This window comes from Lachnoanaerobaculum sp. Marseille-Q4761 (genome assembly GCF_017565785.1).
GTDB lineage: Bacteria > Bacillota > Clostridia > Lachnospirales > Lachnospiraceae > Lachnoanaerobaculum.
This window is the reverse complement of sequence record NZ_JAGEKB010000003.1, coordinates 199,069-225,563: the sequence shown is the minus strand read 5'-3', so window position 1 is coordinate 225,563 and position 26,495 is coordinate 199,069. Positions and strand designations below refer to the sequence as shown.

Sequence of the window (26,495 nt, the reverse complement as noted above, 5' to 3'; positions counted from 1 at the left end):
GAAAATATTATGCGAATTATATGTGCAAAAGATTATAAAGAAATGAGTGAAATGGCGGCAGATGTAATAGGAGCACAAGTGCTTTTAAAGCCTGATGCCGTACTTGGACTGGCTACAGGCTCAACACCTGTCGGAACTTATGAAGAGCTTGTAAGAAGATATGAGGCAGGCAGACTTGATTTCAGCAAAATAAAGACTGTAAATCTTGATGAGTACAGAGGGCTTACAAGAGATAATGATCAAAGTTATTATTATTTTATGCATTCACATCTTTTCGACCATATAAACATAAATAAAAATAATACAAAGGTACCTGACGGTATGGAGCCGGATGCAATAAAGGCAGGTCAGGATTATGAAAATATCATAAAAAATTACGGTGGTATAGATTTGCAGCTTCTGGGACTTGGAAATAACGGACATATAGGCTTTAACGAGCCATGTGATGAATTTATTGATAAGACTCATGTTGTGGATTTGACAGAGAGTACAATTGAAGCAAATAAGAGATTTTTTGCAAGCGCAGATGATGTTCCGAAACAGGCTTATACAATGGGAATCGGAAGTATTATGAGAGCAAAGCGTGTACTTATGATTGTAAGCGGTAAGGGAAAGGCGGATATAGTGAAAGAAGCATTCTTTGGACCTATCACGCCTAAGGTACCTGCATCCATACTACAATTGCACAGTGACTTTATTCTTATAGGTGATGCGGAGGCTTTATCATGCTTATAAAAAATGCGATAGTATTTGATCCGGATAGAGTATTCAGAAACAGAGAGATAAATATTTCCGGAGAAAAGTTTGTAGAGTCATCATTTATGAATCTCGGGTTTGCATCGGAAAATGATAAAAAGCAGGTGGATGCTACAGGGCTTTATGCGATACCGGGACTTATAGATATACATTTTCACGGTTGTATGGGTGATGATTTTTGTGATGCAAAGGAAGACACCATAAAAAATATAGCAGAGTATGAAGCTAAAGTGGGAGTAACAAGTATATGCCCTGCTACCATGACTATTTCCAAAGATGAGTTGAAAGAAATCATGAAAAAAGCCGCAGCATATACCGGTGATACAGGTGCCAAGCTTGTTGGTATAAATATGGAAGGTCCTTTTATCAGTGAGGCAAAAAAGGGAGCCCAGTCATCAAAGTATATATTAAACACAGATGTGGATTTCTTTAATGAATTAAATGAGCTGTCGGGTAATCTTATAAAGCTTGTAGATATTGCTCCTGAGGGTGAGGGTGCTATGGACTTTATAGCAGGTGTAAAAGATAAGGTTATTGTATCCATAGCACATACTATGGCAAATTATGATATAGCTACAAAGGCTTTTGAAGAGGGTGCATCACATGTAACACATCTGTACAATGCAATGCCTCCCTTTACACATAGAGAACCGGGAGTAATCGGTGCCGCTATTGATAATGACAGGGTATGTGTAGAGCTTATTTGTGACGGTATACATATTCATCCGGCTGTAGTGAGAGCTACATTTAAGATGTTTGGAGATGAGAGAGTTATACTTATAAGTGACAGTATGAGAGCATGTGGACTTAGTGACGGCGAGTATACACTTGGAGGTCAAAAGGTATTTGTTACCGGAAGGAAGGCGGTACTTGATGACGGAACTATAGCAGGTTCTGTTACAAATCTTTTTGAATGTATGAAGAGAGCGGTACAGGATATGCATATCAGACTTGAGGACGCTATAGCAGCCGCTACTATAAATCCTGCAAAACAAATCGGTATATATGATAAAGTAGGAAGTATTGAAGACGGAAAATACGCTGATTTGGTTTTAATGGACAAGTCATTAAATATCAAAGCAGTATATGTGCATGGTAAAGAGATATATAGTGAACTATAAATTGTTTAAGGCAAAGTGAAAACTTTGCCTTTTATTTTGTTGTTATCAGATTATATATAATTTTATTAGAATTAATCAGATATTTTACAAGAAGTGCTAAATGAAAATAATGTGTTATTTAGATTTAGCTTGATTAGATAAGTAAATAATATTAAATATAAGATAAAAAAGTTGTACATTTATTCAAATTGTGCTAAAATTTAGATGTGAGCTTTATTGAAAATACGTTGTTTTCTAAGGGGAGGTTTTCTTGAATGAGTGTACAATTATTGGATAAGACTAGAAAGATTAACAAGTTATTACACAATAATAATTCACAGAAAGTAGTATTTAATGATATTTGTGATGTATTATCAGAAATACTGGAGGCAAATAGTCTTGTTATTAGTAAAAAGGGGAAGGTATTAGGAGTTGGAACACATAAGGGCACATCTGAAATCACAGAGCTTATCGCGGATAAGGTCGGAGGATTTATAGATGAAATGCTTAATGAAAGACTACTCTCAATATTGTCCACTAAAGAGAATGTTAATCTGGCAACACTGGGGTTTGACGAGAAAAATGTTAATAGATTTCAGGCTATTATAAGCCCGATTGATATTGCAGGTTCAAGACTTGGTACTGTATTCATTTACAAAGAGGAAAATGGCTTTGATATAGATGACATAATATTAAGTGAGTATGGTACAACAGTAGTAGGACTTGAAATGATGAGAAGTGTAAATGAGGAGAATGCAGAGGAGAACAGAAAGATTGCAATTGTAAAATCTGCAATATCTACACTTAGCTTTTCAGAACTGGAAGCTATAATACATATCTTCGATGAATTAAACGGAAATGAGGGTGTGCTTGTAGCAAGTAAGATAGCTGACAGAGTAGGAATTACCAGATCGGTAATAGTAAATGCACTTAGAAAATTTGAAAGTGCAGGAGTAATAGAGAGCAGGTCATCAGGCATGAAGGGTACCTACATCAAGGTAATAAATGATGTAGTATTTGCAGAACTGGAAGAAATCAAGAAGGATCAAGGTATCAATTTAAAGTAAACATATAAGGGACCGGCAATGCCGGTCCTTTTTTCGTAAAAAGTAGAATAGATACAGATTGTATATGGTTGATATATTAAAATAAGTATAGAATAACAGATTAGGAGTGTAGCGTATATGAAATATGAAGAACTTGATTTTTTTGAATTTTTTGAAAGTGAGCCGACTTATCTTTTTGAAAAAGAGGCGGGGATTTGCAGTTACTCATATGAAAAAGATAATTTTAAAATAGGGGTGTCTTTATCATGTTATGAAGATTATATGAGTATATTTATTTCTTATAAAGAAAGCTCGGTTTACAGCGGAGAGATAAGAAATATAGAAGAAATAAGGAAGTTTGATACAGATATACTTAAAGTAATAACAGATAGAAATTGGATATTTTTAAAAAAGTGGCCCAATATTGGAATTGATTTTGATGAAAGGTTGGAATAGAAATTATAATTAAACTATAAAACAGTATAAAAAATCAGGAGATACTATGGATAATATAAATTTTAAACTTCCAATAATCTATGAAAAGTTTTTAAAGGAAATAAAGGGAAGTGACGGATTTTCAATAGAAAATACAGGTGTGATACTTTATGAAGAAGATTTGCCGGAAAGAAATCTGACATATGAAGTTTTCGAATATGAGCCTGATTTTTTTATGATAGGTCAAGACGGAGATATGGCTTTCTTTATAAAAAAGGACTCGGACGATACCATATATAAAAATGATTTAGGTGCACTTGGTTCGCTTGAAATGGAGAAATTATCCTCAGATATATATAAATTTATAGAGTATGCAAAAGAACATTACGATGATATGTAAAGGAATGAGAAGTAAAAATGAATGAATTTCTAAAAGAATATATAAGCTTAAAAGAAAATTTTGTAAAACAAAATGAGAGTAGTGAAAGTGTATTGGCACTATATGAATTTGCAGACAGATTGTTAAAGCATAATGAAAAAGAAGCTATAGAGGTATTGGTTGATGTCTATCAACAACTGTATATGATGGAGAGTGCATATAAACTGTATGCAGATATTTATGATAAAAAGGATAAAAAGCAGTTAAAAAAGTTTTCCGTATTAGAAGATTTAAGTAAAAGTCATGGTGACAGATTTGCAACAAAAAGACCGCTAAATGCAAAGGAAAAAATTGAAAGAAATAAACATAAAAAATTATTACCGAAATTTGAATATCATCCTGATCCTGTAGGCACAGGGGCATTTATAGAAGGAGAAGCAATGATATGTCCATGCTGTGGCAAGGAAAGCACCGTATATTATGCCACTATTCCATACAGTAGAGAAAATGTAGAAAATCTCTGTCCGGTTTGTATTTCAAACGGAGAAGCGGCAAAGAAGTTTGATGCTGAATTTATTCAAGATGCGGAATGGGATTTTGAACCTGATGAGGAAAAGTATGATGAACTGTTCCACAGAACACCGGGATATTTGAGCTGGCAAGGGGAATATTGGCTTTCCTGTTGTAATGATTACTGTGCATATCTTGGTAGTGTAGGTACAAAAGAATTAAAAGAAATGGGAATTGCAGAAGAAGTCTTCGAAGAGTACAATAAACGAAACGAGTTTGATGATATAGAAGAATATCTGGTAAAAGGCGGATCTGTTTGCGGATACTTATTTAGATGTTTGCACTGTGGAAAACATCATCTGTGGGTGGATGCGGACTGATATTTTTGATTGTGAGACTTCAAGGAATTTGTAACAGACTATTATGAAATAGATTTTGATGAAAATTTGCTTGAAAAGTTATATACTAATGGTGAGCTTAGCGATAATGAATTATCAGAACTCGTAGGGGGTTAATCTTAATGGAACTCATTGATTATATGAGAAAAAGAAACCAAATGACTAAGGAGGAATGGGAAAATTCTTTTTATAAAAAAGAGTAGGAAATTCTTGTACTTAGACATGAAGGTGATGTCACAAGTAAGAGGAACGGCTTTTGGGAAGTAGCAATTTGCTGCTTGGCTTTTATAAGTTTGGAAACAGGAGAGCTACATAAAGAAAAGTGCCGTTTCGTGTTTTCTGCAAGTGAAAAAGAGTATGACAATCATTTTATACCGGAATTTGATGATGAAGCTATTTATCATTTGAAGGTGCGTAAGAAGCTACCTGAGGAATTGCCGGAGATTATGATAAAAAGACTTGATTTTCTTCTTGTGTCTGTAATAGAAAAAGATGTAAAAAGCCCGGAGCTTGAAGAAATTCTTACTGAATACAAAAAGCCCGTAATCATAGGTGATGATATATTGGGTGAACCGGTATATGATAGAAAAATAAAAAGCTTTGAAGGACATATACTTTGGATTGACAAAAATATTGATATTTATTTGGATATTGATAAAGACAATAAATCAGGAATCACAAAGGCAAGGAAAGCAATGAAGGAATTGTACTTAAGTGCTGAAAAATGGGATGCAAATATGAGAACATTTGCAGCAGAAAAGCTTATAGACCTTGCAAGAGATTGGTGTGAATCCGAGGAAGAAGCCTTAAAAATTACGGAAGAGAGCTTTGCCAAGAAAATCGATATTGAGACAATTTCTATGACATCCGGTGGTTCATTCACAGCATATTTTAATGATGACGATATTTTTGCAGGACATTGTATTATTGTGAACGGAAGCTTGAAAAAGGGCATTACATCTGCAAGTATGGGCGGCTGAGAGGATAGTTTAACATATATGATAAGAGAAATTAATATATCTGATGCAGAAGAAATACAAAAAATATGCAAAATTACTTTAGGTTATGATGTTGATATAAGTACAGTAAAGAATCAAATAAATAAATTATCTTGTGATAATAAACATCATATTATTGCGGTATATGAAGATGATAATATACAAAAAGCTATTGGATTTGTCCATGCCCAAGTATATGAAAGTGTGTATAGTGATACCGGACTTAATATATTAGGTTTGGCTGTTGATCCCAAATTTCAGGGTAATGGAGTTGGTAAAAAATTAATGTACTATATTGAAAAATATGCTCTGGATAATAATATGGCTTTTATTAGGTTGAATTCAGCAAATTATCGTTTAGAAGCACATAAATTTTATGAGAATATAGGATATACATCGGATAAACTGCAAAAAAGATTTATAAAAATATTTTAATATTTAAGGAGAGAAAAAATGGGACTTAGAGCGAATTATCAGTATTTAAGTGATAAGGATTTGGTAGCACTTAAACAATTTGACAATGATGATGATATTTTTGAAACAGTGGAAGATTGGAATGAAAATGCCGAAATAATTCTTGATATTGATAAGAACTGGGATCTGCTTCACTACATGATGACAGGAATAACTGCCTCAGAACCTGTAGAAGACGATCCACTCAGTGAAGCTGTAGTTGGTGTGAATTCTATAGAAAAAATAGAAGATTTTATAGCCTATATCGAAAAGGATAGAGTTTCTGATATATTAAGAGCACTTGAAGATTTTGATATGGAAAGTGCATTGGAAAGCTTCAGTTTGAAAGAAGGAAAAGAAGCGGATCTTTATCCGAGTATTTGGGATTATGAAGATGAGGAAGATGAAATAAAAGAAGATCTGCTTGACTGTTTTGAAAGGATGAAAGATTTTTATAAGGAAATTTTGGAAGCGGATGGAAATGTATTGGTTACAATCTATTAAGGATTTGAAATATTTATTGTTTCTTCTTGTACCTGTGGGAATATATCTTATTGTTATCGGTATTAAAAAAGTCAGAGGATTTGCCAAGGCTAAGATGATATATGAAATTCCGGTCAGCTCCATAGACGGGAGCTTTACACTTGAGGATGGCGGTAAATATGATATATGGCTTTCAGAAAAGAAGTATTCAGTATCACCTATATATAATTTAAATATTAAACTTAAAAATAATGCTACAGGAAAGTTTATGCAATTGTATCCGGATTTTTTTAGGACTACAGCAAACAGTTTTAAGGATGTCAGAGTCAAACTGTATACATTTGGTGCGGAGAGCGGAAGTTATAATATCTCATTAACAGACAGAGCGGAAGAAAGAGAGAATATTATAAATAACAGGGGTATTGATTACAGTAAGTTCTCCATACAGATTCGTGAAAATGTTAAGGTTTTAAATATATTCTTGGGTGTTTTGGGTATTGTACTGGGACTTATGGCTATTGATGTGGGATTGGCATTTCCTCTTTTATATAAATTTTAAGGAGAAGAGTATGCAAATAAAAGTCTATATGGGCAGGAGCAGTATGTGCATGGGAGATGATGTAAACGCACCTAATCCCGATACATTTATTTTGCCGGATACCTTGGCAGAGTTTGTAAATATTGTGTATGATAAGTTGCCTTTTGGAAGGTGGGATTGCTATTTGGGAAAATATATAAAGACCGATTCACCTGACTCAGGGCTTGAGGACGGAATATTGGTTTGGAAAATAAAATCCGGAGAGAGAGCACCGATAGTTGCAAGGTGTTATGATGAAAATGGAAAGGTTCTAATAAAGCATGATGATAACTGGCATGAAGAGATTGCAAACTACCCATATTTATATTTTTACAAGAGGGACTAGCATTGGAGATAGGTAAGGCTCATATTGTTAGAAAGAGTATTTTTAACTTTAAGGTTGGTCAGATATTGACTCTAATAAGATACGGCTACCAAGCTTATTTTGGTGAATATAATTTTGTGTTTACAGATATGGATAACAAAAATATTTATGTGGTTTTAAGTGACAGTGAAGATGATGATATGAAAATATATCATCACTTAGAGGAATATTTTGAGAAGTTGGATAGTAAATAAGTTTATGACTTGGAGGGAAGATGTCAACTTGGAGTGGTATAAGAAAAAAGTTGGAAGGTGAATATCTGGCAGATAGCTTGCGCGGACATATCAGTTATTTTGTAACGTCTTACAACAGATCACATGACCATGAGGGAAGGGCGGCTATAAGATATGATGGGAAAGAGATTATAAAGGGTTGCTATTATTATAATTGGACAAAGGCTACTCTTTTTCCGGAAGATGAAAAGTATGAAAGGCGTATGAAGGAAGAGTTTGCTTTTATGGACGATACTGCCATAAAGCTGGGATTATTCGATCATGCTTGCTTTTATAAGGCATTTGATGAGTTTGATAACCAAAGCATTGAAAAGAGTCTATACAGTGAAAATATGCTTGTCAGGATATTTGCTGTTTTGGATAGAAGAGTCGGTAAAAGAAAACTTATATCCATGAAAGAAACTATAGAAAACGAAGACGATACATTTAAAGAGTTCTTTACTATAAGAATGAATGCGGAAGGGATATAGAAATGGATTTTATAATAGCCGAAGAAGGTGTACCTGTAAGTGTAGGTGCATATGGAGCCCAAATCGCATATTATGGAAGTGAGATTGTATTAAACTATGAGACTGAGCCGCCGATGGGGGATTTTATTTTTTCAGCTAAGCTTCCACTGTTAGATAAAGAACTACCGTTTTGGATGTATGGAAGAAATCTTGTATTCTTAGACGCATATTATGTAATTGTAGAGAGTGTTAAAAAGAAAACTTGGGATCCTATAACTACTGTAATCGTTGATATTCACACAGGAAAATATGCAAGTCTTAATCATTGGTATAGTGATATATCTGTGGAAGATGAAGTTGTGCTCAAAAACAGATATGATAAAAGTGTACTTACATTAAAGAGCGTAGACAGATTGGAATGGATACAATTATAGTTATAAGGGGTGATTATCGCCCCTTATTTTAAAAATCTCTTGTAATATTTTTTAGCCATTTATAGCTTTTATAATGCTTATAAATAAAAGGAATCTTTACAAACTCATCGGTACAAATAAGGAAATATACCCACATTGGCGGAAGCTTAAGAACAAAAGCCGATATAAAGCCGAGCGGAACCGAATAGCACCACATATCTATTATGTCACAGAAAAATCCCCATTTGGAATCGCCACCCGATCTAAACACGCCACAAATCATTGCAGTATTGAATGCTTGGCCTACTATATAATACATATTTATAAAAAGCATTATACTAAGATAACTCTTTGCAGTAGGAGTTAAATCAGCCATAGTGAAAAATACCGGTCGTAAAAGAAATATAACTATTCCACCTACAACTGCCGACATACTTGTTATTTTTACGAAGTGTGAAGAATCAGACTTTATAGTATCGGTATTTCCGGAACCTATTGATTTTCCAAGGATAATTGCTCCTGCATCGGCTATACCGAAACATGCCACAGTACCAAGATTTCTTGCAACCACAACTACTGCATTCGCCGCCACTATATCACTGTCAAGATGCCCCATAATAACAGAGTACATAGAAAAAGCCACTCCCCAAACTATCTCATTTCCGAAGGCAGGAAGAGAATATTTCATAAAATCAAAAAACAATATTTTATTTACTTCCAAAATATTTTTTATATGGAAATGAATGGCTTTCGGTATAAAATTATCTATGACACATATTGTAAATTCAACAGCTCTTGCAATTACGGTTGCCAGTGCAACACCAAGTATTCCAAGTTTTGGAGCACCAAATAGTCCAAAAATAAAAACTGCATTAAAGATAATATTTAAAATAAGTGCAACGGCATTTGTTACAGTTGAAAAATGAACTCTTTCTATACTTCTCATAGCACAAAGGTAGACTTGAGAAAAACTCATAAAAAGATATGAGAAGCTTACCATTCTAAGATAAGGTATACCTTCAGTGATTAAATTTATATCATTTGTAAATATTCTCATCAAAACATGTGGAAAAAAGAATGCCATAATAAAAAACATAATTGATATAAACATGGACAGCTGCATACCTATGCCCATTATATGTTCAATTGTCTTTGTATCCTTTTTCCCCCAGTATTGTGCGGCAAGCATTATGACACCTGAAGAAATACCTGTATATACAAGGTTTAAAATAAACATAACCTGATTCGCCAGTGATCCGGCTGAAAGTGCATTTTGTCCTACAAAACCCAGCATTATTACATCAGCTGAATTTACAGCGGTTGTAACAATATTTTGTAAAACTATTGGGATGGCAAGCCTTAAAATATCTTTATTAAAAGATGAGTTGCCTTTTGTAACGGTGTACATACTGATCCTCCATACTAATAAATCTCTATATCCGTTAAAATATTTAGGTGATTTTAGAGTGTGATTTTACCATTATATGTGCAGTGAACTTACAAGTCAAATGATTAAAAAGAATATGTTAACATTCATTTTATAAAATGTTCATTTAGATATGATATAACGAAAATTCATTAATTATAATTTGTTTCATAAATATATAAAAATATGAGGGAAACTATGGAATTAAAAAAACGATTTGAATCTGATAAATTAAAAAGAATTCAAATTTTTACGGGAGCACAGTTAAAATATATAGCATTTATTTCAATGCTTATTGATCATGTAAATAATGCCCTTATAACACCTATACTTGATGGTAGTGGATTTTTATTGTATTTGTCAAATATATTTTCAATATTGGGAAGAATCGCTTTTCCTATATTTGTGTTTTTTATAGTGGAGGGATTTTTTAAAACAAAAAACAGGAAGAAATATCTAATTACATTGATAGTATTCGGTATAATATCGGAAGTACCTTTTGATATGTTTACATCAAAAACATTCTTCAATCCATATTGGAATAATATGATGTTTACTCTGGCTCTATGCCTTATAACTATATGGATAATTGATGCTTTAAAAGAGAAAATTAAGATTAAAGCCTTATGGTATACAGTTTCGATTATAATAGTTATAATTTCAGGACTTTCAGCCATGGAACTTAGCCTTGACTATGATTACCACGCAGTAGTAGTAGCTTACATCTTTTATATTTTTTATGATAAGCCTCTGACCCGAGCAGGATTAGGTTATCTTTCAATTATAAAGGAGTTTTACTCATTTTTGGGGTTTGGTCTGACTTTAACTTATAATGGAAAAAGAGGTAAACAATATAAGTGGATTAATTATCTTTTTTATCCGATACACATACTTATTTTGGGTATTTTTCGTTTTTATTTAAATATTTAAATCCTATTGACAAACACAATACACTAATGTAAAATATGTACTTGCAATGTGTGTGTAGCTCAGCTGGATAGAGCACTTGGCTACGGACCAAGGTGTCGGGAGTTCGAATCTTCTCACGCACGTTATTAGAACCTCAGCAACCTTGCTGAGGTTTTTGTTTTATATTACAGGGTAATAACCCGTATTTGATTAATAAATAAGTAAAAGGTAAAAATGGGAATAGTAAAAGCGACAAAGCTTATATTTGATTATATAACGAGAGATGAAGAGGATAATGTAGAGGATGTAAAAAGGGCTATCAATAATCTAAATATTGATATCACGCAAAGTGATTTTGTGGCTATTTTAGGTCATAACGGTTCCGGAAAATCTACATTCGCAAAGCATTTAAACGGTATACTTCTGCCTACAGAGGGAACTGTTTATATCTCCGATTTGGATACGGCTAATGATGAAACACTTTTGGATTTGAGAAAGATGGTTGGAATGGTATTCCAAAATCCGGATAATCAAATCATAGGAAATGTGGTAGAAGAAGATGTGGCATTCGGACCTGAAAATATCGGTATTCCGACTGATGATATGTGGAAGAGGGTAGATAATGCATTGGAGGCTGTAGGTATGACGGCATACAGATATAAATCGCCAAATAAACTCTCAGGAGGACAAAAGCAGAGGGTAGCTATAGCCGGTATTATGGCAATGAAGCCCAAATGTATTGTTTTGGATGAGCCTACCGCAATGCTTGATCCGAATGGCAGGAAAGAAGTTATAAAAACAGTACTGGAGCTTAATAAAAAAGAAAATATTACGGTAATACTTATTACTCATTATATGGAAGAGGTCATAGGGGCTGACAGAGTTATAGTAATGGACGAAGGTCGGATAGTTATGGATGGAACACCTAAAGAGGTTTTCTCTCATGTTGAGGAGTTAAAAAAGTTAAGACTTGATGTACCAAGTACTACAGAACTGGCATTTGAGTTAAAGCAGGCAGGGCTTGACCTGCCTGACGGCATACTTACATTGGATGAATTGGTCGATAATCTTTTGCCTATACTAAAATAGGAACCGTTTGGAGATAAGAATGCAGGATAATGTGCAATTAGAAGCAAAAAAATTAAATTTTATATATGGAGAAGGAACAGCCTTTGAACAGTATGCTATAAAGGATGTTTCATTTAAAATAAAAAAGGGTGAGTTCGTAGGAATTATAGGACATACAGGTTCCGGGAAGTCAACTCTTATACAGCATTTAAACGGACTTATAAAAGCTACATCAGGTGAATTGCTGTTTAACGGAGAAAATATTTATACACAAAAGTATGATATGAAACTTTTAAGACAGAGAGTAGGACTTGTATTTCAGTATCCGGAACATCAGCTTTTTGAAGTGGATGTACTTTCAGATGTGATGTTCGGACCAAGAAATCAAAAGCTTCCTGAAAAGGAAGTGGAGTCTCGTGCAAAGGAGAGTCTTGCTTTAGTAGGTCTTGATGAAAGTTATTATAAAAAATCACCGTTTGAACTCTCAGGAGGACAAAAAAGAAGAGTGGCTATAGCGGGAGTTCTTGCGATGAATCCGGATGTACTCATTTTAGATGAGCCGACAGCGGGGCTTGATCCAAAGGGAAGAGATGAGCTTTTTGAGGAAATTATCGAGCTGAAAAAATCAAGAGATATGACCATTATTTTGGTTTCACACAGTATGGAAGATGTTGCAAAATATGTTGACAGACTTCTTGTGATGAATAAAGGAGAATTAGTGCTTGACGGTACTCCAAAGGAAGTTTTTAAGCAGTATAAATTCCTTGAAAGTATCGGACTTAGTGCGCCGGGAATAACATATATTGTTGAAAGGCTGAAAAAAGAAGGTATTGATCTGGGAGATGATATCACCACAATACAAGAGGCAAGAGACAGGATATTAGAATATATTAAGAGAAAGGATAAAAATGATTAGAGATATTACATTGGGACAGTATTACCCAATAGACTCTGTAATACATAGACTGGACCCAAGAACCAAGCTTTTTGGCACCATGATTTTTATTATTTCTCTTTTTATAGCTGATTCATGGCTTGGATATGCACTGGCAACCCTGTTTTTGATAACAGCTATAGTTTTATCAAAGGTGCCGGTAAAATTTATGTTAAAGGGACTTAGGGCTGTTCTTATACTGTTAATTATAAGTGTCAGTTTTAATTTGTTTTTAACTGACGGAGAGGTTATATTCAAACTTTGGATACTTAAAATAACCAAAGAAGGTATCAGGGTTTCAATATTTATGGGGCTTCGATTGATTTTTTTGATAGTTGGTTCATCTATAATGACTCTTACGACAACACCCAATGCACTTACAGACGGACTTGAAAAGAGTATGGGATTTTTAAAGGTTATAAAGATACCTGTGCATGAGATATCTATGATGATGTCGATTGCACTTAGGTTTATACCCATACTGATAGAGGAAACCGATAAAATAATGAAGGCACAGATGGCAAGAGGTGCTGATTTTGAATCGGGTAATATCGTGCAAAAGGCAAAGGCTATGGTGCCTCTCTTGGTACCGCTTTTTATTTCAGCTATGAGAAGAGCCACAGATCTTGCCATGGCAATGGAAGCCAGATGCTATCATGGCGGAGAGGGAAGAACAAAACTAAAGCCTTTAAAGTATAAAAAAATAGATATAATTGCATATTTATATTATTTAATATATTTAATGATATGCATTGCTTTAGCTTTTGTATTTAGAAAGTAGATTAATGAGAAGAATTAGACTTATAGTATCCTATGATGGTACGAATTACTGCGGTTGGCAAAAACAACCCAACGGAATCACTATAGAAGAGGTGCTAAATAATGCTATTACGAAGCTTACAGGCGAAGATATAGAAGTAATAGGTGCATCAAGAACCGATTCAGGTGTTCATGCATATGGGAATATAGCGGTATTTGATACAAATGCAAGAATGGCGGCAGATAAGTTTGCATTTGCAATAAATCAGAGATTGCCTGAGGATATCAGAATACAGTACTCGGATGAAGTGGAGTCGGGCTGGCATCCAAGAAAAAATGATTGTATAAAGACATATACATATAGGATATTAAACAGAAAAATTGATATACCTACCGAAAGGCTCTATGCACATTTTTGCTATTTTAACCTTGATGTGGAAAAAATGAGGGAGGCAAGCGGATACTTTATAGGAACACATGATTTTACAAGCTTTTGTTCTCAAAAGTCACAGGCTTCATCACCGATAAGGACTATATTCTCATTGGAAATATTACAGGATGAGGATATGATTACCATAGTTATACGAGGTGACGGATTTCTCTACAACATGATAAGGATTATAGCAGGTACACTTATAAAAGTAGGTATGGGAGTTTACCCTCCAAGTCATATCACTGAAATAATGAAGGCAAAAAACAGAAAGCTTGCCGGACAAACAATGCCTGCAAAGGGGCTTACATTGGTGGAAATAGAATATATTTAAAAAGGATGCGAGAATTCGCATCTTTTTTGTTTTGAAAATAATTATAAATGAATTTATCAAAGTGAGGGTATAAGATTAAAAAGTATTATAAACACATGGAAGAGGCATAGAAGATATTTTAGTATAAAATAATTAGCGATAATAGGAATTATTATTAGTTAAAACGACGAAATTACAAAAATAGTATTGCGTATACAATTATTTTATGTTAAATATAATAGCAGAGTGTTAGGGAATCCTATCAGTTGATTAAGGTCAAAGAAAATAATTGATAGTCATCTACCTACTCTTATTGGAACATAAAAAATATTTTTATATAAGGAGGACATTATGTCATTAATTAACAAGGAAGTTGGAGAGTTTAGCGTACAGGGATTTCATAAGGGAGATTTCGTTGAGGTATCTAAGAAGGACATTTTAGGAAAGTGGAGCATCTTCTTTTTCTATCCTGCAGATTTCACATTTGTTTGCCCTACAGAGTTAGAGGATTTACAGAAGAATTATAAGGAGTTTTCTGAGGCAGGATGTGAGGTTTACTCAGTTTCTACAGATACTCACTTCACACATAAGGCATGGCATGATCATTCAGAGCGTATCTCAAAGATCGAGTATCCGATGCTTGCAGATCCTACACATGTATTATCAAGAGATTTTGAAGTATATATTGAGGAGAACGGACTTGCAGAGAGAGGTTCTTTCATCATCAATCCTGATGGAAAGATCGTTTCATATGAGGTTAATGCAGGTGGAGTAGGAAGAAATGCAGAGGAACTTTTAAGAAAGCTTCGTGCTTGCCAGTTCGTTCATGAGCATGGTGATCAGGTTTGTCCTGCAAAGTGGCAGCCGGGTGCAGAAACATTGAAGCCAAGTCTTGATCTTGTAGGTCAGTTATAATATACAGGGAAATTATGAGTAAGAACATGTATGATGCAGTCATTGTAGGCGGAGGTCCTGCAGGTCTGACAGCGGCTATATATTTAGCCAGAGCATATTATCGTGTACTTGTTATAGAAAAAGAAAAGTTCGGCGGTCAGATTAGTCTGACTGCCGAAGTTGTAAACTATCCGGGCATTGAGCATATTTCAGGTGCTAAGCTTGGCGAGCAGATGAGAAAGCAGGCTGAGAACTTCGGTGCCGAATTCCTGCTTGCAACAGTAAACTCTATTGATATGGACGGGGATATTAAAAAAGTCCATACATCAAAGGGAGATATTGAATGCTTCGGAGTAATACTTGCGACAGGTGCTTCCCCGAGAATGATAGGATTTGAAGGAGAGGCTCAGTTTAAAGGTCATGGTGTTGCATACTGTGCAACTTGTGACGGAGAATTCTTTAAAGGAAAAGAAGTTTTCGTTGTAGGTGGAGGTTTTGCGGCAGCGGAAGAAAGCGTATTTTTAACAAAATATGCAAAGCATGTAACCATCTTGATAAGAGAGGCTGATTTTACCTGTGCAAAGACAACAGCGCAGCATGCCTATGATAATGAAAATATTACCGTACTTACACATACTGAAGTGGTAAGAGTGGAAGGCAATGATGTGCTTGAGAGAATAGTTTACAAAAACAATCAGACCGGTAAAGAAGAAGTTTTTGAAGATAAGAACGGTTTCGGTGTCTTTGTATTTGCAGGATATGAACCTGCAACTTCTATTGTAAAGGATTTTGGTATCCTTGATGAGAGAGGTTATGTAATTACCGATGAATCAAAGAAGACATCAATTGAAGGCTTATATGCTGCAGGAGATGTTTGTATAAAACCTCTTAGACAGGTGGTTACTACAGTCGGTGATGCAGGTATTGCGGCAACGGAACTTGAAAAGTATATTTCTTCAATGCATAAAAAGACAGGTATCAAGCCGGTGGTTCCTATTCGTCAATCAGGTGCAGGAAAAGGAAGTCTTAAAAAAGAAGAGACTAAGGAAGAAGGATTGTTCAACTCAGATATGCTTGCACAGCTTAATACTGTATTCGGCAAGATGGAAAATAATATCTTGTTAAAGGTATATGTGAAGGATGATGATGTATCAAGAGAATTGCTTTCATATATGTCGGAACTTGGCAAGCTTACCGATAAGATTTCGATAGAAGAAATCAAGGATGAACAAAAGGCTCCTCTTGTAGAGATATATAAGGATGGAGAACATAGCGGACTTGCATTCCACGGTGTTCCGGGAGGACATGAATTTACTTCATTTATACTTGGTATATACAATGTATCAGGCCCCGGACAGGGATTAAGTGATGATATAAAAGAAAAGATACTTGCAATTAAAGAAAAGGTATCATTTAAAATTCTTGTATCATTAAGCTGCACGATGTGCCCGGATCTTGTTGTAGCGGTACAAAGAATTGCTTCATTAAATCCATTGGTGGACGCACAGGTTTATGATATAAATCATTTCGGTGATTTAAGAGAGAAGTATCATGTGATGAGTGTGCCATGTCTGGTAATGAATGAGGATAAAGTATTCTTCGGTAAAAAGAGCATAGAAGAAGTACTTGACTATATAAATAATTAAATATTGAAATCCATTGAAATAAAAAGGCTGAACTGTGATACAAAAGCAAAGAAATGTATCTGTTCAGCCTTGCTTTTTATATTAAAACAATGATAAAATACTGAATAGTCTGACATTTAAATTTATTATATGTTCAGTATTGCGGCTTTTAATTATTGTTTCTGAAAGCAGGATATTTATCGTTTTACTATTAGGGCAAGGGGAAGGATGATGAAACTTAATAAAAAAAGTATTGTAGAAAATAAGGCGACATGGGAAAAACTTGGCTATTCTCTACCAAAATATGATAGAGAAAAGGTAAGAAAAAACACAATAGAAAATCCGAACTGGATACATTTCGGAGCCGGAAATATTTTCAGGGCTTTTCAGGCTAATGTATTAAACAATCTTTTAAATGAAAATAAAACAGATACAGGTCTTATAGTTGCAGAAGGATTCGACTATGAGATAATTGACAAGGCTTTTAAGTCATTTGATGATTTGACAATCTATATGAAACTTTGCTGTGACGGTACAGTTGAAAAAAATATAGTCGGTTCAATTGTGGAATCATTGAGGGTTGATCCTGAAAATGCAGATTATGAGGTTTTAAAAGAGCTCTTTAGGAAGTCTTCACTTCAGATGGTAAGTTTTACTATTACAGAAAAGGGATATGCTGTAGCAGACGGAAACGGTAACATACCGGCAGGTATTGAGGCTGATTTTAAGGCAGGTCCATACAAGGCTACAAGTTATATGGGCAAGGTATGCGCAATGCTATATGAAAGATTTAAGGCCGGTGCAGTTCCTTTAGCTATGGTAAGTATGGACAATTGCTCACATAATGGTGATAAATTAAAGGATGCGGTAAGAGCATTTGCAAAAAAATGGCAGGAAAACGGAGTATGTGACAATGGATTCCTTTCATATGTTGAAGATGATAGTAAGGTCAGTTTCCCATGGTCAATGATTGATAAGATAACACCAAGACCTGCCGACTCTGTGATGGAAATGCTTATTAAAGACGGTATAGAGGAGGTAGACTTTGTAAAAACAAGCAAGAATACCTTTGTGGCTCCTTTTGTAAATGCGGAGGAAGCGGAATACCTGGTAATAGAGGATAATTTCCCAAATGGCAGACCAAAACTTGAGGATGGCGGTGTAATGTTTACAAAGCGTGAAGTCGTAGATATGGTGGAGAGAATGAAGGTATGTACCTGTCTTAATCCTCTTCATACAACACTTGCAATCTATGGCTGCTTGCTCGGCTATGAAAAAATCAGTGATGAAATGAAGGATGATGAGCTTACAAAGCTTATAAAGATTATAGGATATAAAGAGGGTTTACCTGTAGTTACAAATCCGGGTATTATAAATCCTAAGGATTTTATTGATACTGTGGTGGAAGTAAGATTACCAAATCTATTTATGCCGGATACGCCTCAAAGGATTGCCTGTGACACGTCACAAAAGCTTGCAATAAGATTTGGTGAGACGATTAAAGCTTATAAAAACTCAGACAGCCTGAAGGTAGAAGATTTAAAGCTTATACCTCTTGTCTTTGCAGGCTGGGCAAGATATCTTATGGGAATAGATGATAATTTAAACAGCTTTGAATTAAGCCCGGATCCGATGCTTGAAAAGATGGTACCATTGGTTGAGAATATAAAAATCGGTGATGTGGATGTGCATTCAAAACTTGAGAAGCTGTTTAGTGATGCGTCCATATTCGGGGTAAATCTCTATGAGGTCGGTCTCGGAGAACAGACAGAGAAATACTTTGTGGAACTTATAGCAGAAAAGGGTGCAATAAGGGAAACATTAAGGAAGTATGTGGGGTGAAATAAAATAAACGTTGCTGTTATATAAATTGCAGCGTTTTTCTTTGCAATCTTTGGCAAAACGTGAATTTCCGTTGTTGTAGAGATTAAGGGATAAGTGGAATAGCAAGCATAGGAAAGAGGTAGCCTTTCCGTATTTTCAGCCTATTGCACGATTCGTGCTTGTCTGAAAATTGCCTGTTTGGAAGTGTCCCAAACCCTCTATGAAAGCAGAAAGGATATTAGAATAAATAGAGTAAGACGGAGTTGCATAAAAAAGAGTATAAGACTTGTGATTTGTATATAATTTTGCTATAATTATGTACAAAGAAAGGAGGCAAATACCATGCCACAAATCAGACCGATTACAGATTTAAGAAATACCACAGAAATATCGGAACTTTGCCATGCAAAAAATGAACCCCTTTTTATCACAAAAAACGGTTATGGAGATTTGGTTGTAATGAGCATTGAAGCATACGAAGAAATGCTTGAAACAGCACAGACAGATGCTGCAATAAATGAAGCGGAAAGAGAACTTGTTACAGGCGGTGAGCTTCTGGATGCACGTGATGCTCTTTTATCTTTAAGGAGAAAGCATTTTGGATAAATACCTTGTAAAGCTCTATCCTCGTGCTTACCGGGACTTAGATGGAATCTACACCTATATCGCAGATACTCTGTTGGAGCCTACTACAGCTTCTAAAATGATTGATGAACTTGAAAATACTATTTTCAGTTTAGAAACCTTGCCGGAGCGTGGAGCAATTCGATGTATAGGAGCTTATGCAAATCGAGGATACAGGCAGCTGTTCCATAAAAATTACACCATCATTTACCGTGTTTTGAAAGAAAAGAAGGAAGTCTATATCATAACAGTTAGATACACACCGAGCAATTTATAACAACTCAATAGGAGAACGAAAAGACATTCTGAAAAAACAGGATGTTTTTCATCGTAAGGCGTTAGTGATGAAACAATCGTGATTTTGTACTTTTTATTTGTTACACAGTTAAAGGGCAATTTTGAAGAAAAAGGTATATTCCCTGTGTTTTGTCAAAACCACCCTCTGAAAGCCTTGTATTTCAAGGGGGTTGAGGATTAATTATTAAAGTTTATGTAAATATTTAACTTAAATAAAACAATTACAGTAAGGAGAAATTTATGCAAATGACTTGGCGCTGGTATGGAGAAGGAAACGACTCCGTTACCTTAAAGCAAATCAAGCAGATACCGGGTGTTGAAGGTATTGTCTGGGCATTACATAACAAGGCTGCAGGAGAAGTTTGGGAAGTAAGCGAAATAGAAGAGGTAAGAAAGCAACTTGAGTCATATGGTTTTAATATGGATGTTGTTGAATCTGTGAATGTTCATGATGATATAAAGATAGGATTACCGACAAGAGATGCTTTGATAGAAAACTATAAAACAACTCTTAAGAATCTTGCAAAGTTTGGTGTAAAGGTGGTATGTTACAACTTTATGCCTGTATTTGACTGGACAAGAACAGATTTGCACCATGAACTTCCGGATGGATCAAATGCTCTTTTTTATGAGAAAAAAGTTATAAGAGAAGATCCTATTGAGATGGCAAAATATATTATAGAAGGTTCAAAGGGATATACAATGCCGGGATGGGAGCCGGAGAGACTTGAGCGTTTAAAGGAGCTTTTTGAGGCATATAAACCTGTTACAAAGGAAAAACTCTGGGAGAATTTAAAGTATTTCTTAGAGGCTATTATGCCTACTTGTGAAGAATGCAATATTAAGATGGCTATACATCAGGACGATCCGCCATGGGATATATTCGGACTTCCAAGACTTTTGGTTGATGAGGAAGCTATTGACAAATTTTTGAAACTTGTAGACAATCCGTATTCCGGACTTACACTCTGCTCAGGCTCACTTGGGGCAAATGAGCATAACAGGGTTGCAAATATAGTTAGAAAGCATAGTGACAGAATATACTTTGCACATATCAGAAATGTAAAGCATTATGAAGGGGGAGATTTCTCAGAGGTGTCACATAGAGATTGTGACGGAGATGTAGGAATCCTAGATATTATTAAAGCATATCATGACTGTGGATATACAGGTTATGTACGCCCTGACCATGGAAGACATATATGGGATGAGCAGTGTAGACCGGGATATGGTTTGTATGATAGAGCACTTGGTGTGATGTATATACTAGGTGTTTGGGATGCTTTAGAAAAATTTGATAGAAGATAGACAACTTTAAGGGAGGGATGACCTCCCTCTTTTTATATAAACTGATTAAATGAAATAATGTACAAATGTTAATTATTAGTTATAATGAAAATTTTTGTATCCCAAATCACATTTAAGATTGTAAGAAAGTTGTAAAAAATTAGAAAGGTAAACGGCATTGCTTTGTTTTAAAAATAGTGTTATTATCCTAAATGTTCATCAAAGAAATAAAATAATGGGAGGGATATATGAAACGTATATTGACAACACTTACATTAGGAATAGGTTTAACTGCGGGTACAGTATTTGCAGCTAGTGCCGCTCCGTCACAGATAATAACACCATCGGCTACAACGGCAGGTACTACAAGAACTGCAACACCGTCTACAGCAACACCATCTACACCATCGAATTCAAGAAGATCAGGTGGTGGTTCAGGTGGATCAGGCGGTGGTTCAGGCTCTTCCGGCAGATCATCAAGAAATTCTGTAGCAAGTTCTTCTGCAGGTACATGGGTTAAGGATGCCAAGGGTTGGTGGCTTAACTATGGTGCAGGAAATTATGCAAAGAATACTTGGGTAAACAAGGATTCTAAGTGGTATTATTTCGATGTAGAGGGCTATATGCTTACATCATGGAGATTTATCAATAATAACTGGTATTATTTACATGATGACGGACATATGAACACAGGTTGGCTACTTACAGAGAACACTCGTAAGTGGTACTACTTCGATAGCACAGGTGCTATGTGGTACAATGCAACAACTCCTGACGGATACTATGTAGACAATAACGGTGTTTTTGTAGAAAGATAATCATATATGTAAATTAAGGAAGCGGATAGGTTTAGTGCCTATTCGCTTTTTATATGCAATAAAAACACAAATTTTACACCTTACATACACATTTTAAACATATATTTAAACGATAATACAAAACATAAGTAAGTACAGGTGTACAGGAAATGTCACAGACATTTCAGATAAGTTTATAACAGGAGAGACATATACGGTAAGTGCCGGAGATAACAGTGAAGAGATAACTATAGCTGCAGGTGAAAATACCATTGGTCAAAGTGCCGGCGGCATGGGTGGTTTCGGTGGAAACGGAGGTCCCGGAGGCATGGGTGCACCTGACGGAACCGGTGGAAATCCTCCAAGTGGACAGCCGCCACAAAAGCCTACTGATGTAAACGGTAATGAAATTGAAATGCCTCAGCCACCAAATGGAGAATCTAATAAGTCGGAGGATAATTAGATTTCAAAGCAAAAATACATTTGATAAATTCATACAAGATGATAAACTTACATGGAAGGAATTTAAACCTTCCATGTTTTTTAGATTAGGAGATTTATGGATATATACATGGCACCGATGGAGGGTGTAACAAATTATGTTTTTAGGAAAGTCTATATAAAACATTTCAAAGGAGTGGATGAGTTTTTTACTCCTTTCATTACACCACATATGAAAAAGGGATTTTCAAAATCAGAATTAATGGAACTAAATCGTGAATATAACAAGGGGCAATATCTTGTTCCACAGGTCCTTTTAAATAATGCAGAAGAATTTTTGAAACTTACGGATGAAATAAAGCAGATGGGATATAGCGAATTTAATATAAACCTTGGTTGTCCGTCCGCAACAGTGACATCAAAAAAAAGAGGTTCGGGTTTTTTACAGGATGTAGATTCTCTTGATAAATTTTTTTATGCTATATTTGAAAAAAGAAAGAATATAAAGATTTCCATAAAGACAAGAATAGGCTTTTGTGATTATGATGAGTGGGATGAGTTGTTGAAAGTTTATGAAAAATATGATTTTAATGAGATAATAATACATCCAAGGCTTAGAAGTGATTTTTATAAGAATAATGTGTATTTACCGGCATTTTTAGATGCCGGAGGCAGGTTAAAAACAAAACTTATATATAATGGGGATATAAATACATTAAATGACTATATTAAATTAAAGGAAAATTTAAAGAATAATATAGCAGATGGAATTATGGTCGGCAGGGGATTGGTAAGAAATCCTTTATTGGCGGAATCTATAAAAAGCAACAACCAAATTTTTGATTTAAGTAAAACAATAGATTTTGTGAATGATATAAGAGACGAATATTTATCACTTGATTTCGGAGAAAGAAATACATTGTTTAAGCTGAAAGAAATTTGGGGATTGATATTGTGTGAAGAAGAAAAATACTCCAAAGTATTAAAAAAGATTAGAAAATCAAATGCTGTAAAAGATTATAATAATATAATTGCCGAACTTAAAAATGTATAGGGCGGTATAAAAGCAATAAAGAGTTGCAGGCTTATATTGATTAATTAGACTTTATAAAAAAGTAAGAAGTTTCATATATAAAATCATTGCGAAATGATAAAATTTACTATATACTTTAATAAGTATTGATAAAATTTTAAATTTTTTGGCAATATCAAAAATTTTCCGGGAGGTAGGTTTATGGCTTTATTAAATGGCATAGTTAGTACTGTTTTTGGTTGTTTTGCATTTATTTTCTATGTTTTATCTGTCATAGGAATGTATAAAGTCTTTGAGAAGATGAACATTGAGGGGTGGAGAGCAATTATCCCTTTATACAATGATTACCTGTATGCAGAAAAAACCTGGGATCAGAAATATATTATATATCTTTGTTGTATATTCCTAGGTTCAAGAATCATAGGGGCGATATCGGGTATCGGAGGATTTATCGGAGGATTACTCTGGCTGGTAAGTGCAGCTTCATTCATATTTTATTGGGTTGCAAGAGGAAGATTTTGCTATTGGAAAGCAAAGGCATTCGGTCAAGATTTGGGTTTTGCGATAGGATTGTTACTTGCACCATTTGTATTTGAGATTATATTGGGATATGGAGAATACCAGTATCAGGGAAATGCTTATAGTGTAAGTGGAGAAAAGTATTAATAAATAGTAAAAGAGAAAGACTTAGGTCTTTCTTTTTTATTTGAGAAAAATAATTTCTTTTGTAGTATAATTTTATTATAAAGTATTTTGATAAAATTTATTTAAGGGACAGATAATATGATAAATGAAAAAAAAGTATATAGTGCGGAAGAAGTATATAAGAGTATTTTAAAGAGAATAATAAAACTTGAGTTGGAGCCGGGACAGCTTATAAGTGAAAATCAAATGTGTATCGACTATGGAGTATCCAGATCTATAATCAGGAATGCTTTTACAAAACTGGCACAGCTTAAATTTGTTGAGGTTAGGCCACAAAGGGGTACTTTTGTAACTCAAATAGATTTAAACTATATATCTGATTTATTGATGCTTAGAACTGCAGTGGAAAAAGAAGTTATATATGAGATGTTTACCAAGCTTGACGAATCTGCCAGACTTGAGCTTGTAGAAAAACTTGAAAAAAATATAGAAGAAGAAGAAAAATATATTGATGAAAAAGTTTATTCTCGTAAGTTTGGAATACTTGACAGTGAATTTCATAAAACTATGATTGACAGTGTTAATAGATACGCTTTGGTAATAATACTTAGTGATATCATGCTGCATATATCAAGGTGGAGGAATTTTGATGTTAAATTTGCGGATAGAATACATGAACTTGTGGAGGAACATAAGAATATAGTAAAGGGAATAAAAAGTAATGATTTAAAAAAGGCACAGGAATGTATGGCAATTCATCTTGAGACTATTACAGATATATATGAAAGTGCAATAAAACAATATCCGAAATATTTTATATCAAAAAAGTAGACAGATGTAGAAAAATACAAATAATACTAAATTGGTAAAGAATACAAATATTACGGTAATATTATTTATAATATAGTATAATATTATTTTTAAGCTACTTATAAATATGCGAAATAAACAAAAAAATATTTCAAATAGAAAAATAAATAAAAAATAAACAAAAGATAATATATAAATATGTTTAAAATGCATATTTACAAATGGAATAATAATTGATAATCTAATTACATAAATGTTAGTTATATTATTAACATACTTATTTTTTTGCGGTAACTTGTATACTAGTAGACAAGATATAAAGGAGAGAATTATGTACACATTGGGTGTTGATATAGGCTCAACTACATCCAAAGCAGTAATATTGGAGGGTGGAGAAAATATAGTTGCATCTTCAATTGTTATAGCAACTGTAGGAACAGCAGGAGTAGAAGAGGCTGTAAAAAATGTACTAAACTTTTCAAAACTCGAACTAAATGACATTAAAGTAGTGGTTGCTACAGGATATGGAAGAATGAATTATGATGTAGCGGATTACAAGGTTAGTGAATTAACATGTCATGCATTAGGTGTACATAAGGAGTTCCCGAATGTCAGAACTGTAATTGATATCGGAGGTCAGGATGCCAAGGTAATATCTCTTGCAGCAAACGGTAAGATGACAAATTTTGTTATGAATGATAAATGTGCGGCAGGGACAGGTAGATTTCTTGATGTAATGGCTAATATATTAAATCTTGATATACAGGATTTGGAGGTGGAAGCCTTAAAATCAGATAATCCGGCAAATATATCAAGTACTTGTACAGTTTTTGCGGAATCGGAAGTCATATCACAGCTTGCTACAGGAAGAAATATTCCTGATTTGGTTGCAGGGATATGCAAATCTGTTGCAGTAAGGGTTGCCGCCCTGGCAAAACGAGTAGGTATAGTTGAAGAAGTGTGCATGAGCGGCGGAGTGGCAAAAAACTCGGGTGTGAGGAATGCTATGAGTAAAGAGCTTGGTGTAGATATAGTGTTTAGTAAGGATGCTCAACTTATGGGAGCACTTGGAGCCGCAATATACGGTTTTAAAAAGTTATAAATGAAAAAAGCTATTAATCCCCCATCTGAGATGGGGGAACCGGCAAAGCCGAAGCGTTACTTAGAGTATTAAAAACTCCTATGCTATAATGATATTGGTTTCGCAGGCCATATCAAAGCATAGGAGGTATCCAAAGTGGATAATCAAAGTATAACACATACACGTTGGAATTGCACTTACCATATTGTTTTTATACCAAAATACAGAAGAAAAATCATGTATGGAGAAACAAAAAAAGATTTGGTGGAAATAATAAAAAAGTTGTGTGAGATGAAACAGGTAAAGTTGATAGATGGAAGAGTATGTATAGATCATATTCATATGTATATAGCAATTCCACCAAAAATAAGTGTATCGGAATTCATGTCATATTTAAAAGGTAAAAGTGCATTAATGCTATTTGATAGACATCCTGAGTATAGAAATAAATGGGGCGATCGTCATTTTTGGGCAAGAGGATATTATGTATCAACAGTAGGAAATGTGAATGAAGAAACAATCTTGAAATATATTAAGGAACAAGAAGAAAATGATAAGGTAGCGGACGGAAGAAAGTAGAATAGCCTTCTTTAGGAGGCTACCGATAAAAATGGTACTGCGAAATCCCGCCCTTGGCGGAACCGGAGAAATACCCCGGAGGGGTTAAAATTAAACCCCCATTT

General features: G+C 34.5%; 33 protein-coding genes and 1 tRNA gene. 33 read left to right on the top strand and 1 reads right to left on the bottom strand.

What is annotated here, in order from left to right; all coding sequences use genetic code 11:
* Positions 1 to 9: 9 nt before the first annotated feature.
* The 14 genes from nagB to J4O15_RS12195 all read left to right on the top strand — a co-directional run bounded on the left by nagB (position 10) and on the right by J4O15_RS12195 (position 8,636).
* Positions 10 to 735, top strand: coding sequence for a glucosamine-6-phosphate deaminase (gene nagB, locus J4O15_RS12260; RefSeq protein WP_208100966.1), 726 nt, complete (start codon positions 10 to 12; stop codon positions 733 to 735).
* Complete coding sequence (gene nagA / locus J4O15_RS12255) at positions 726 to 1,877, top strand: N-acetylglucosamine-6-phosphate deacetylase (RefSeq protein WP_009218903.1); 1,152 nt, start codon at positions 726 to 728, stop codon at positions 1,875 to 1,877. The genes nagB and nagA overlap by 10 nt, the downstream gene beginning before the upstream one ends.
* Before the next feature lie 254 nt (positions 1,878 to 2,131).
* Positions 2,132 to 2,923 carry a GTP-sensing pleiotropic transcriptional regulator CodY gene (codY, locus tag J4O15_RS12250; RefSeq protein ID WP_009218902.1) on the top strand — a complete coding sequence of 264 codons (792 nt, stop codon included), beginning with the start codon at positions 2,132 to 2,134 and terminating at the stop codon, positions 2,921 to 2,923.
* Between the two features lie 117 nt (positions 2,924 to 3,040).
* Positions 3,041 to 3,358 (top strand): hypothetical protein, encoded by a 318-nt coding sequence (locus J4O15_RS12245; protein WP_208100965.1) that lies wholly within the window; start codon positions 3,041 to 3,043, stop codon positions 3,356 to 3,358.
* 46 nt (positions 3,359 to 3,404) lie between these two features.
* Complete coding sequence (locus J4O15_RS12240) at positions 3,405 to 3,737, top strand: hypothetical protein (RefSeq protein WP_208100964.1); 333 nt, start codon at positions 3,405 to 3,407, stop codon at positions 3,735 to 3,737.
* Positions 3,738 to 3,754: 17 nt separating this feature from the next.
* Entirely contained in the window at positions 3,755 to 4,606 is an 852-nt protein-coding gene (locus tag J4O15_RS12235) for a CbrC family protein (protein ID WP_208100963.1), read from the top strand.
* A 224-nt stretch (positions 4,607 to 4,830) separates the two neighbouring features.
* Positions 4,831 to 5,604, top strand: coding sequence for a DUF2262 domain-containing protein (locus tag J4O15_RS12230; protein WP_442911602.1), 774 nt, complete (start codon positions 4,831 to 4,833; stop codon positions 5,602 to 5,604).
* A gap of 18 nt (positions 5,605 to 5,622) precedes the next feature.
* On the top strand, positions 5,623 to 6,057 hold the full coding sequence (locus tag J4O15_RS12225; protein WP_208100962.1) for a GNAT family N-acetyltransferase: 435 nt from the start codon (positions 5,623 to 5,625) through the stop codon (positions 6,055 to 6,057).
* Between the two features lie 18 nt (positions 6,058 to 6,075).
* Complete coding sequence (locus J4O15_RS12220) at positions 6,076 to 6,579, top strand: YfbM family protein (RefSeq protein ID WP_009218893.1); 504 nt, start codon at positions 6,076 to 6,078, stop codon at positions 6,577 to 6,579.
* A gap of 4 nt (positions 6,580 to 6,583) precedes the next feature.
* Complete coding sequence (locus J4O15_RS12215; protein ID WP_243762062.1) at positions 6,584 to 7,117, top strand: hypothetical protein; 534 nt, start codon at positions 6,584 to 6,586, stop codon at positions 7,115 to 7,117.
* A 10-nt stretch (positions 7,118 to 7,127) separates the two neighbouring features.
* Positions 7,128 to 7,481: a hypothetical protein gene (locus J4O15_RS12210; RefSeq protein WP_208100960.1), complete on the top strand. Its 354-nt coding sequence runs from the start codon at positions 7,128 to 7,130 to the stop codon at positions 7,479 to 7,481.
* A 2-nt stretch (positions 7,482 to 7,483) separates the two neighbouring features.
* The gene (locus tag J4O15_RS12205) at positions 7,484 to 7,714 is read left to right on the top strand and encodes a phosphohydrolase (protein WP_208100959.1); all 231 of its coding nucleotides are present in this window, start codon (positions 7,484 to 7,486) and stop codon (positions 7,712 to 7,714) included.
* A gap of 20 nt (positions 7,715 to 7,734) precedes the next feature.
* Entirely contained in the window at positions 7,735 to 8,223 is a 489-nt protein-coding gene (locus J4O15_RS12200) for an SF0329 family protein (protein WP_208100958.1), read from the top strand.
* A 2-nt stretch (positions 8,224 to 8,225) separates the two neighbouring features.
* Positions 8,226 to 8,636 (top strand): hypothetical protein, encoded by a 411-nt coding sequence (locus J4O15_RS12195; protein WP_208100957.1) that lies wholly within the window; start codon positions 8,226 to 8,228, stop codon positions 8,634 to 8,636.
* A 28-nt stretch (positions 8,637 to 8,664) separates the two neighbouring features.
* On the opposite strand, the gene J4O15_RS12190 is transcribed toward J4O15_RS12195, so the two are convergent.
* The gene (locus J4O15_RS12190; protein WP_208100956.1) at positions 8,665 to 10,023 is read right to left on the bottom strand and encodes an MATE family efflux transporter; all 1,359 of its coding nucleotides are present in this window, start codon (positions 10,021 to 10,023) and stop codon (positions 8,665 to 8,667) included.
* A 216-nt stretch (positions 10,024 to 10,239) separates the two neighbouring features.
* Between J4O15_RS12190 and J4O15_RS12185 the strand changes: the two genes are divergently transcribed.
* The 19 genes from J4O15_RS12185 to tnpA all read left to right on the top strand — a co-directional run bounded on the left by J4O15_RS12185 (position 10,240) and on the right by tnpA (position 26,391).
* Positions 10,240 to 10,971, top strand: coding sequence for a TraX family protein (locus J4O15_RS12185; RefSeq protein ID WP_208100955.1), 732 nt, complete (start codon positions 10,240 to 10,242; stop codon positions 10,969 to 10,971).
* 48 nt (positions 10,972 to 11,019) lie between these two features.
* Positions 11,020 to 11,093, top strand: a tRNA-Arg gene (locus J4O15_RS12180).
* Between the two features lie 91 nt (positions 11,094 to 11,184).
* The gene (locus J4O15_RS12175) at positions 11,185 to 12,039 is read left to right on the top strand and encodes an energy-coupling factor transporter ATPase (protein ID WP_208100954.1); all 855 of its coding nucleotides are present in this window, start codon (positions 11,185 to 11,187) and stop codon (positions 12,037 to 12,039) included.
* Between the two features lie 19 nt (positions 12,040 to 12,058).
* The gene (locus tag J4O15_RS12170) at positions 12,059 to 12,934 is read left to right on the top strand and encodes an energy-coupling factor transporter ATPase (RefSeq protein ID WP_208100953.1); all 876 of its coding nucleotides are present in this window, start codon (positions 12,059 to 12,061) and stop codon (positions 12,932 to 12,934) included.
* Entirely contained in the window at positions 12,927 to 13,733 is an 807-nt protein-coding gene (locus J4O15_RS12165; RefSeq protein ID WP_208100952.1) for an energy-coupling factor transporter transmembrane component T family protein, read from the top strand. The genes J4O15_RS12170 and J4O15_RS12165 overlap by 8 nt, the downstream gene beginning before the upstream one ends.
* A 4-nt stretch (positions 13,734 to 13,737) precedes the next feature.
* Positions 13,738 to 14,475, top strand: a complete 738-nt coding sequence (gene truA / locus J4O15_RS12160) for a tRNA pseudouridine(38-40) synthase TruA (protein WP_208100951.1) — start codon at positions 13,738 to 13,740, stop codon at positions 14,473 to 14,475.
* Between the two features lie 330 nt (positions 14,476 to 14,805).
* A complete protein-coding gene (gene ahpC, locus J4O15_RS12155) occupies positions 14,806 to 15,369 on the top strand; it encodes an alkyl hydroperoxide reductase subunit C (protein WP_009218881.1) in 564 nt (187 codons plus the stop codon).
* A 14-nt stretch (positions 15,370 to 15,383) separates the two neighbouring features.
* A complete protein-coding gene (locus J4O15_RS12150; RefSeq protein WP_208100950.1) occupies positions 15,384 to 16,994 on the top strand; it encodes an FAD-dependent oxidoreductase in 1,611 nt (536 codons plus the stop codon).
* 210 nt (positions 16,995 to 17,204) lie between these two features.
* Positions 17,205 to 18,815 (top strand): mannitol dehydrogenase family protein, encoded by a 1,611-nt coding sequence (locus tag J4O15_RS12145; protein ID WP_208100949.1) that lies wholly within the window; start codon positions 17,205 to 17,207, stop codon positions 18,813 to 18,815.
* Between the two features lie 324 nt (positions 18,816 to 19,139).
* A complete protein-coding gene (locus tag J4O15_RS12140; protein ID WP_208100948.1) occupies positions 19,140 to 19,403 on the top strand; it encodes a type II toxin-antitoxin system prevent-host-death family antitoxin in 264 nt (87 codons plus the stop codon).
* Positions 19,396 to 19,698, top strand: coding sequence for a type II toxin-antitoxin system RelE/ParE family toxin (locus J4O15_RS12135; RefSeq protein WP_009218877.1), 303 nt, complete (start codon positions 19,396 to 19,398; stop codon positions 19,696 to 19,698). Before J4O15_RS12140 ends, J4O15_RS12135 begins: the two co-directional genes overlap by 8 nt.
* A gap of 260 nt (positions 19,699 to 19,958) precedes the next feature.
* Positions 19,959 to 21,026, top strand: coding sequence for a mannonate dehydratase (uxuA, locus tag J4O15_RS12130; protein ID WP_208100947.1), 1,068 nt, complete (start codon positions 19,959 to 19,961; stop codon positions 21,024 to 21,026).
* 227 nt (positions 21,027 to 21,253) lie between these two features.
* Positions 21,254 to 21,823 carry a cell wall-binding protein gene (locus J4O15_RS12125; protein WP_208100946.1) on the top strand — a complete coding sequence of 190 codons (570 nt, stop codon included), beginning with the start codon at positions 21,254 to 21,256 and terminating at the stop codon, positions 21,821 to 21,823.
* 271 nt (positions 21,824 to 22,094) lie between these two features.
* Positions 22,095 to 22,265: a hypothetical protein gene (locus J4O15_RS12120; protein WP_208101321.1), complete on the top strand. Its 171-nt coding sequence runs from the start codon at positions 22,095 to 22,097 to the stop codon at positions 22,263 to 22,265.
* Between the two features lie 96 nt (positions 22,266 to 22,361).
* Positions 22,362 to 23,297, top strand: coding sequence for a tRNA-dihydrouridine synthase family protein (locus J4O15_RS12115; RefSeq protein WP_208100945.1), 936 nt, complete (start codon positions 22,362 to 22,364; stop codon positions 23,295 to 23,297).
* A 180-nt stretch (positions 23,298 to 23,477) separates the two neighbouring features.
* Entirely contained in the window at positions 23,478 to 23,942 is a 465-nt protein-coding gene (locus J4O15_RS12110; protein ID WP_009218872.1) for a DUF5684 domain-containing protein, read from the top strand.
* A 117-nt stretch (positions 23,943 to 24,059) separates the two neighbouring features.
* Positions 24,060 to 24,752 (top strand): GntR family transcriptional regulator, encoded by a 693-nt coding sequence (locus J4O15_RS12105; RefSeq protein WP_208100944.1) that lies wholly within the window; start codon positions 24,060 to 24,062, stop codon positions 24,750 to 24,752.
* Between the two features lie 310 nt (positions 24,753 to 25,062).
* On the top strand, positions 25,063 to 25,833 hold the full coding sequence (locus J4O15_RS12100) for an acyl-CoA dehydratase activase (RefSeq protein ID WP_208100943.1): 771 nt from the start codon (positions 25,063 to 25,065) through the stop codon (positions 25,831 to 25,833).
* Positions 25,834 to 25,968: 135 nt separating this feature from the next.
* Entirely contained in the window at positions 25,969 to 26,391 is a 423-nt protein-coding gene (gene tnpA / locus J4O15_RS12095) for an IS200/IS605 family transposase (RefSeq protein ID WP_009221315.1), read from the top strand.
* Positions 26,392 to 26,495 lie beyond the last annotated feature (104 nt).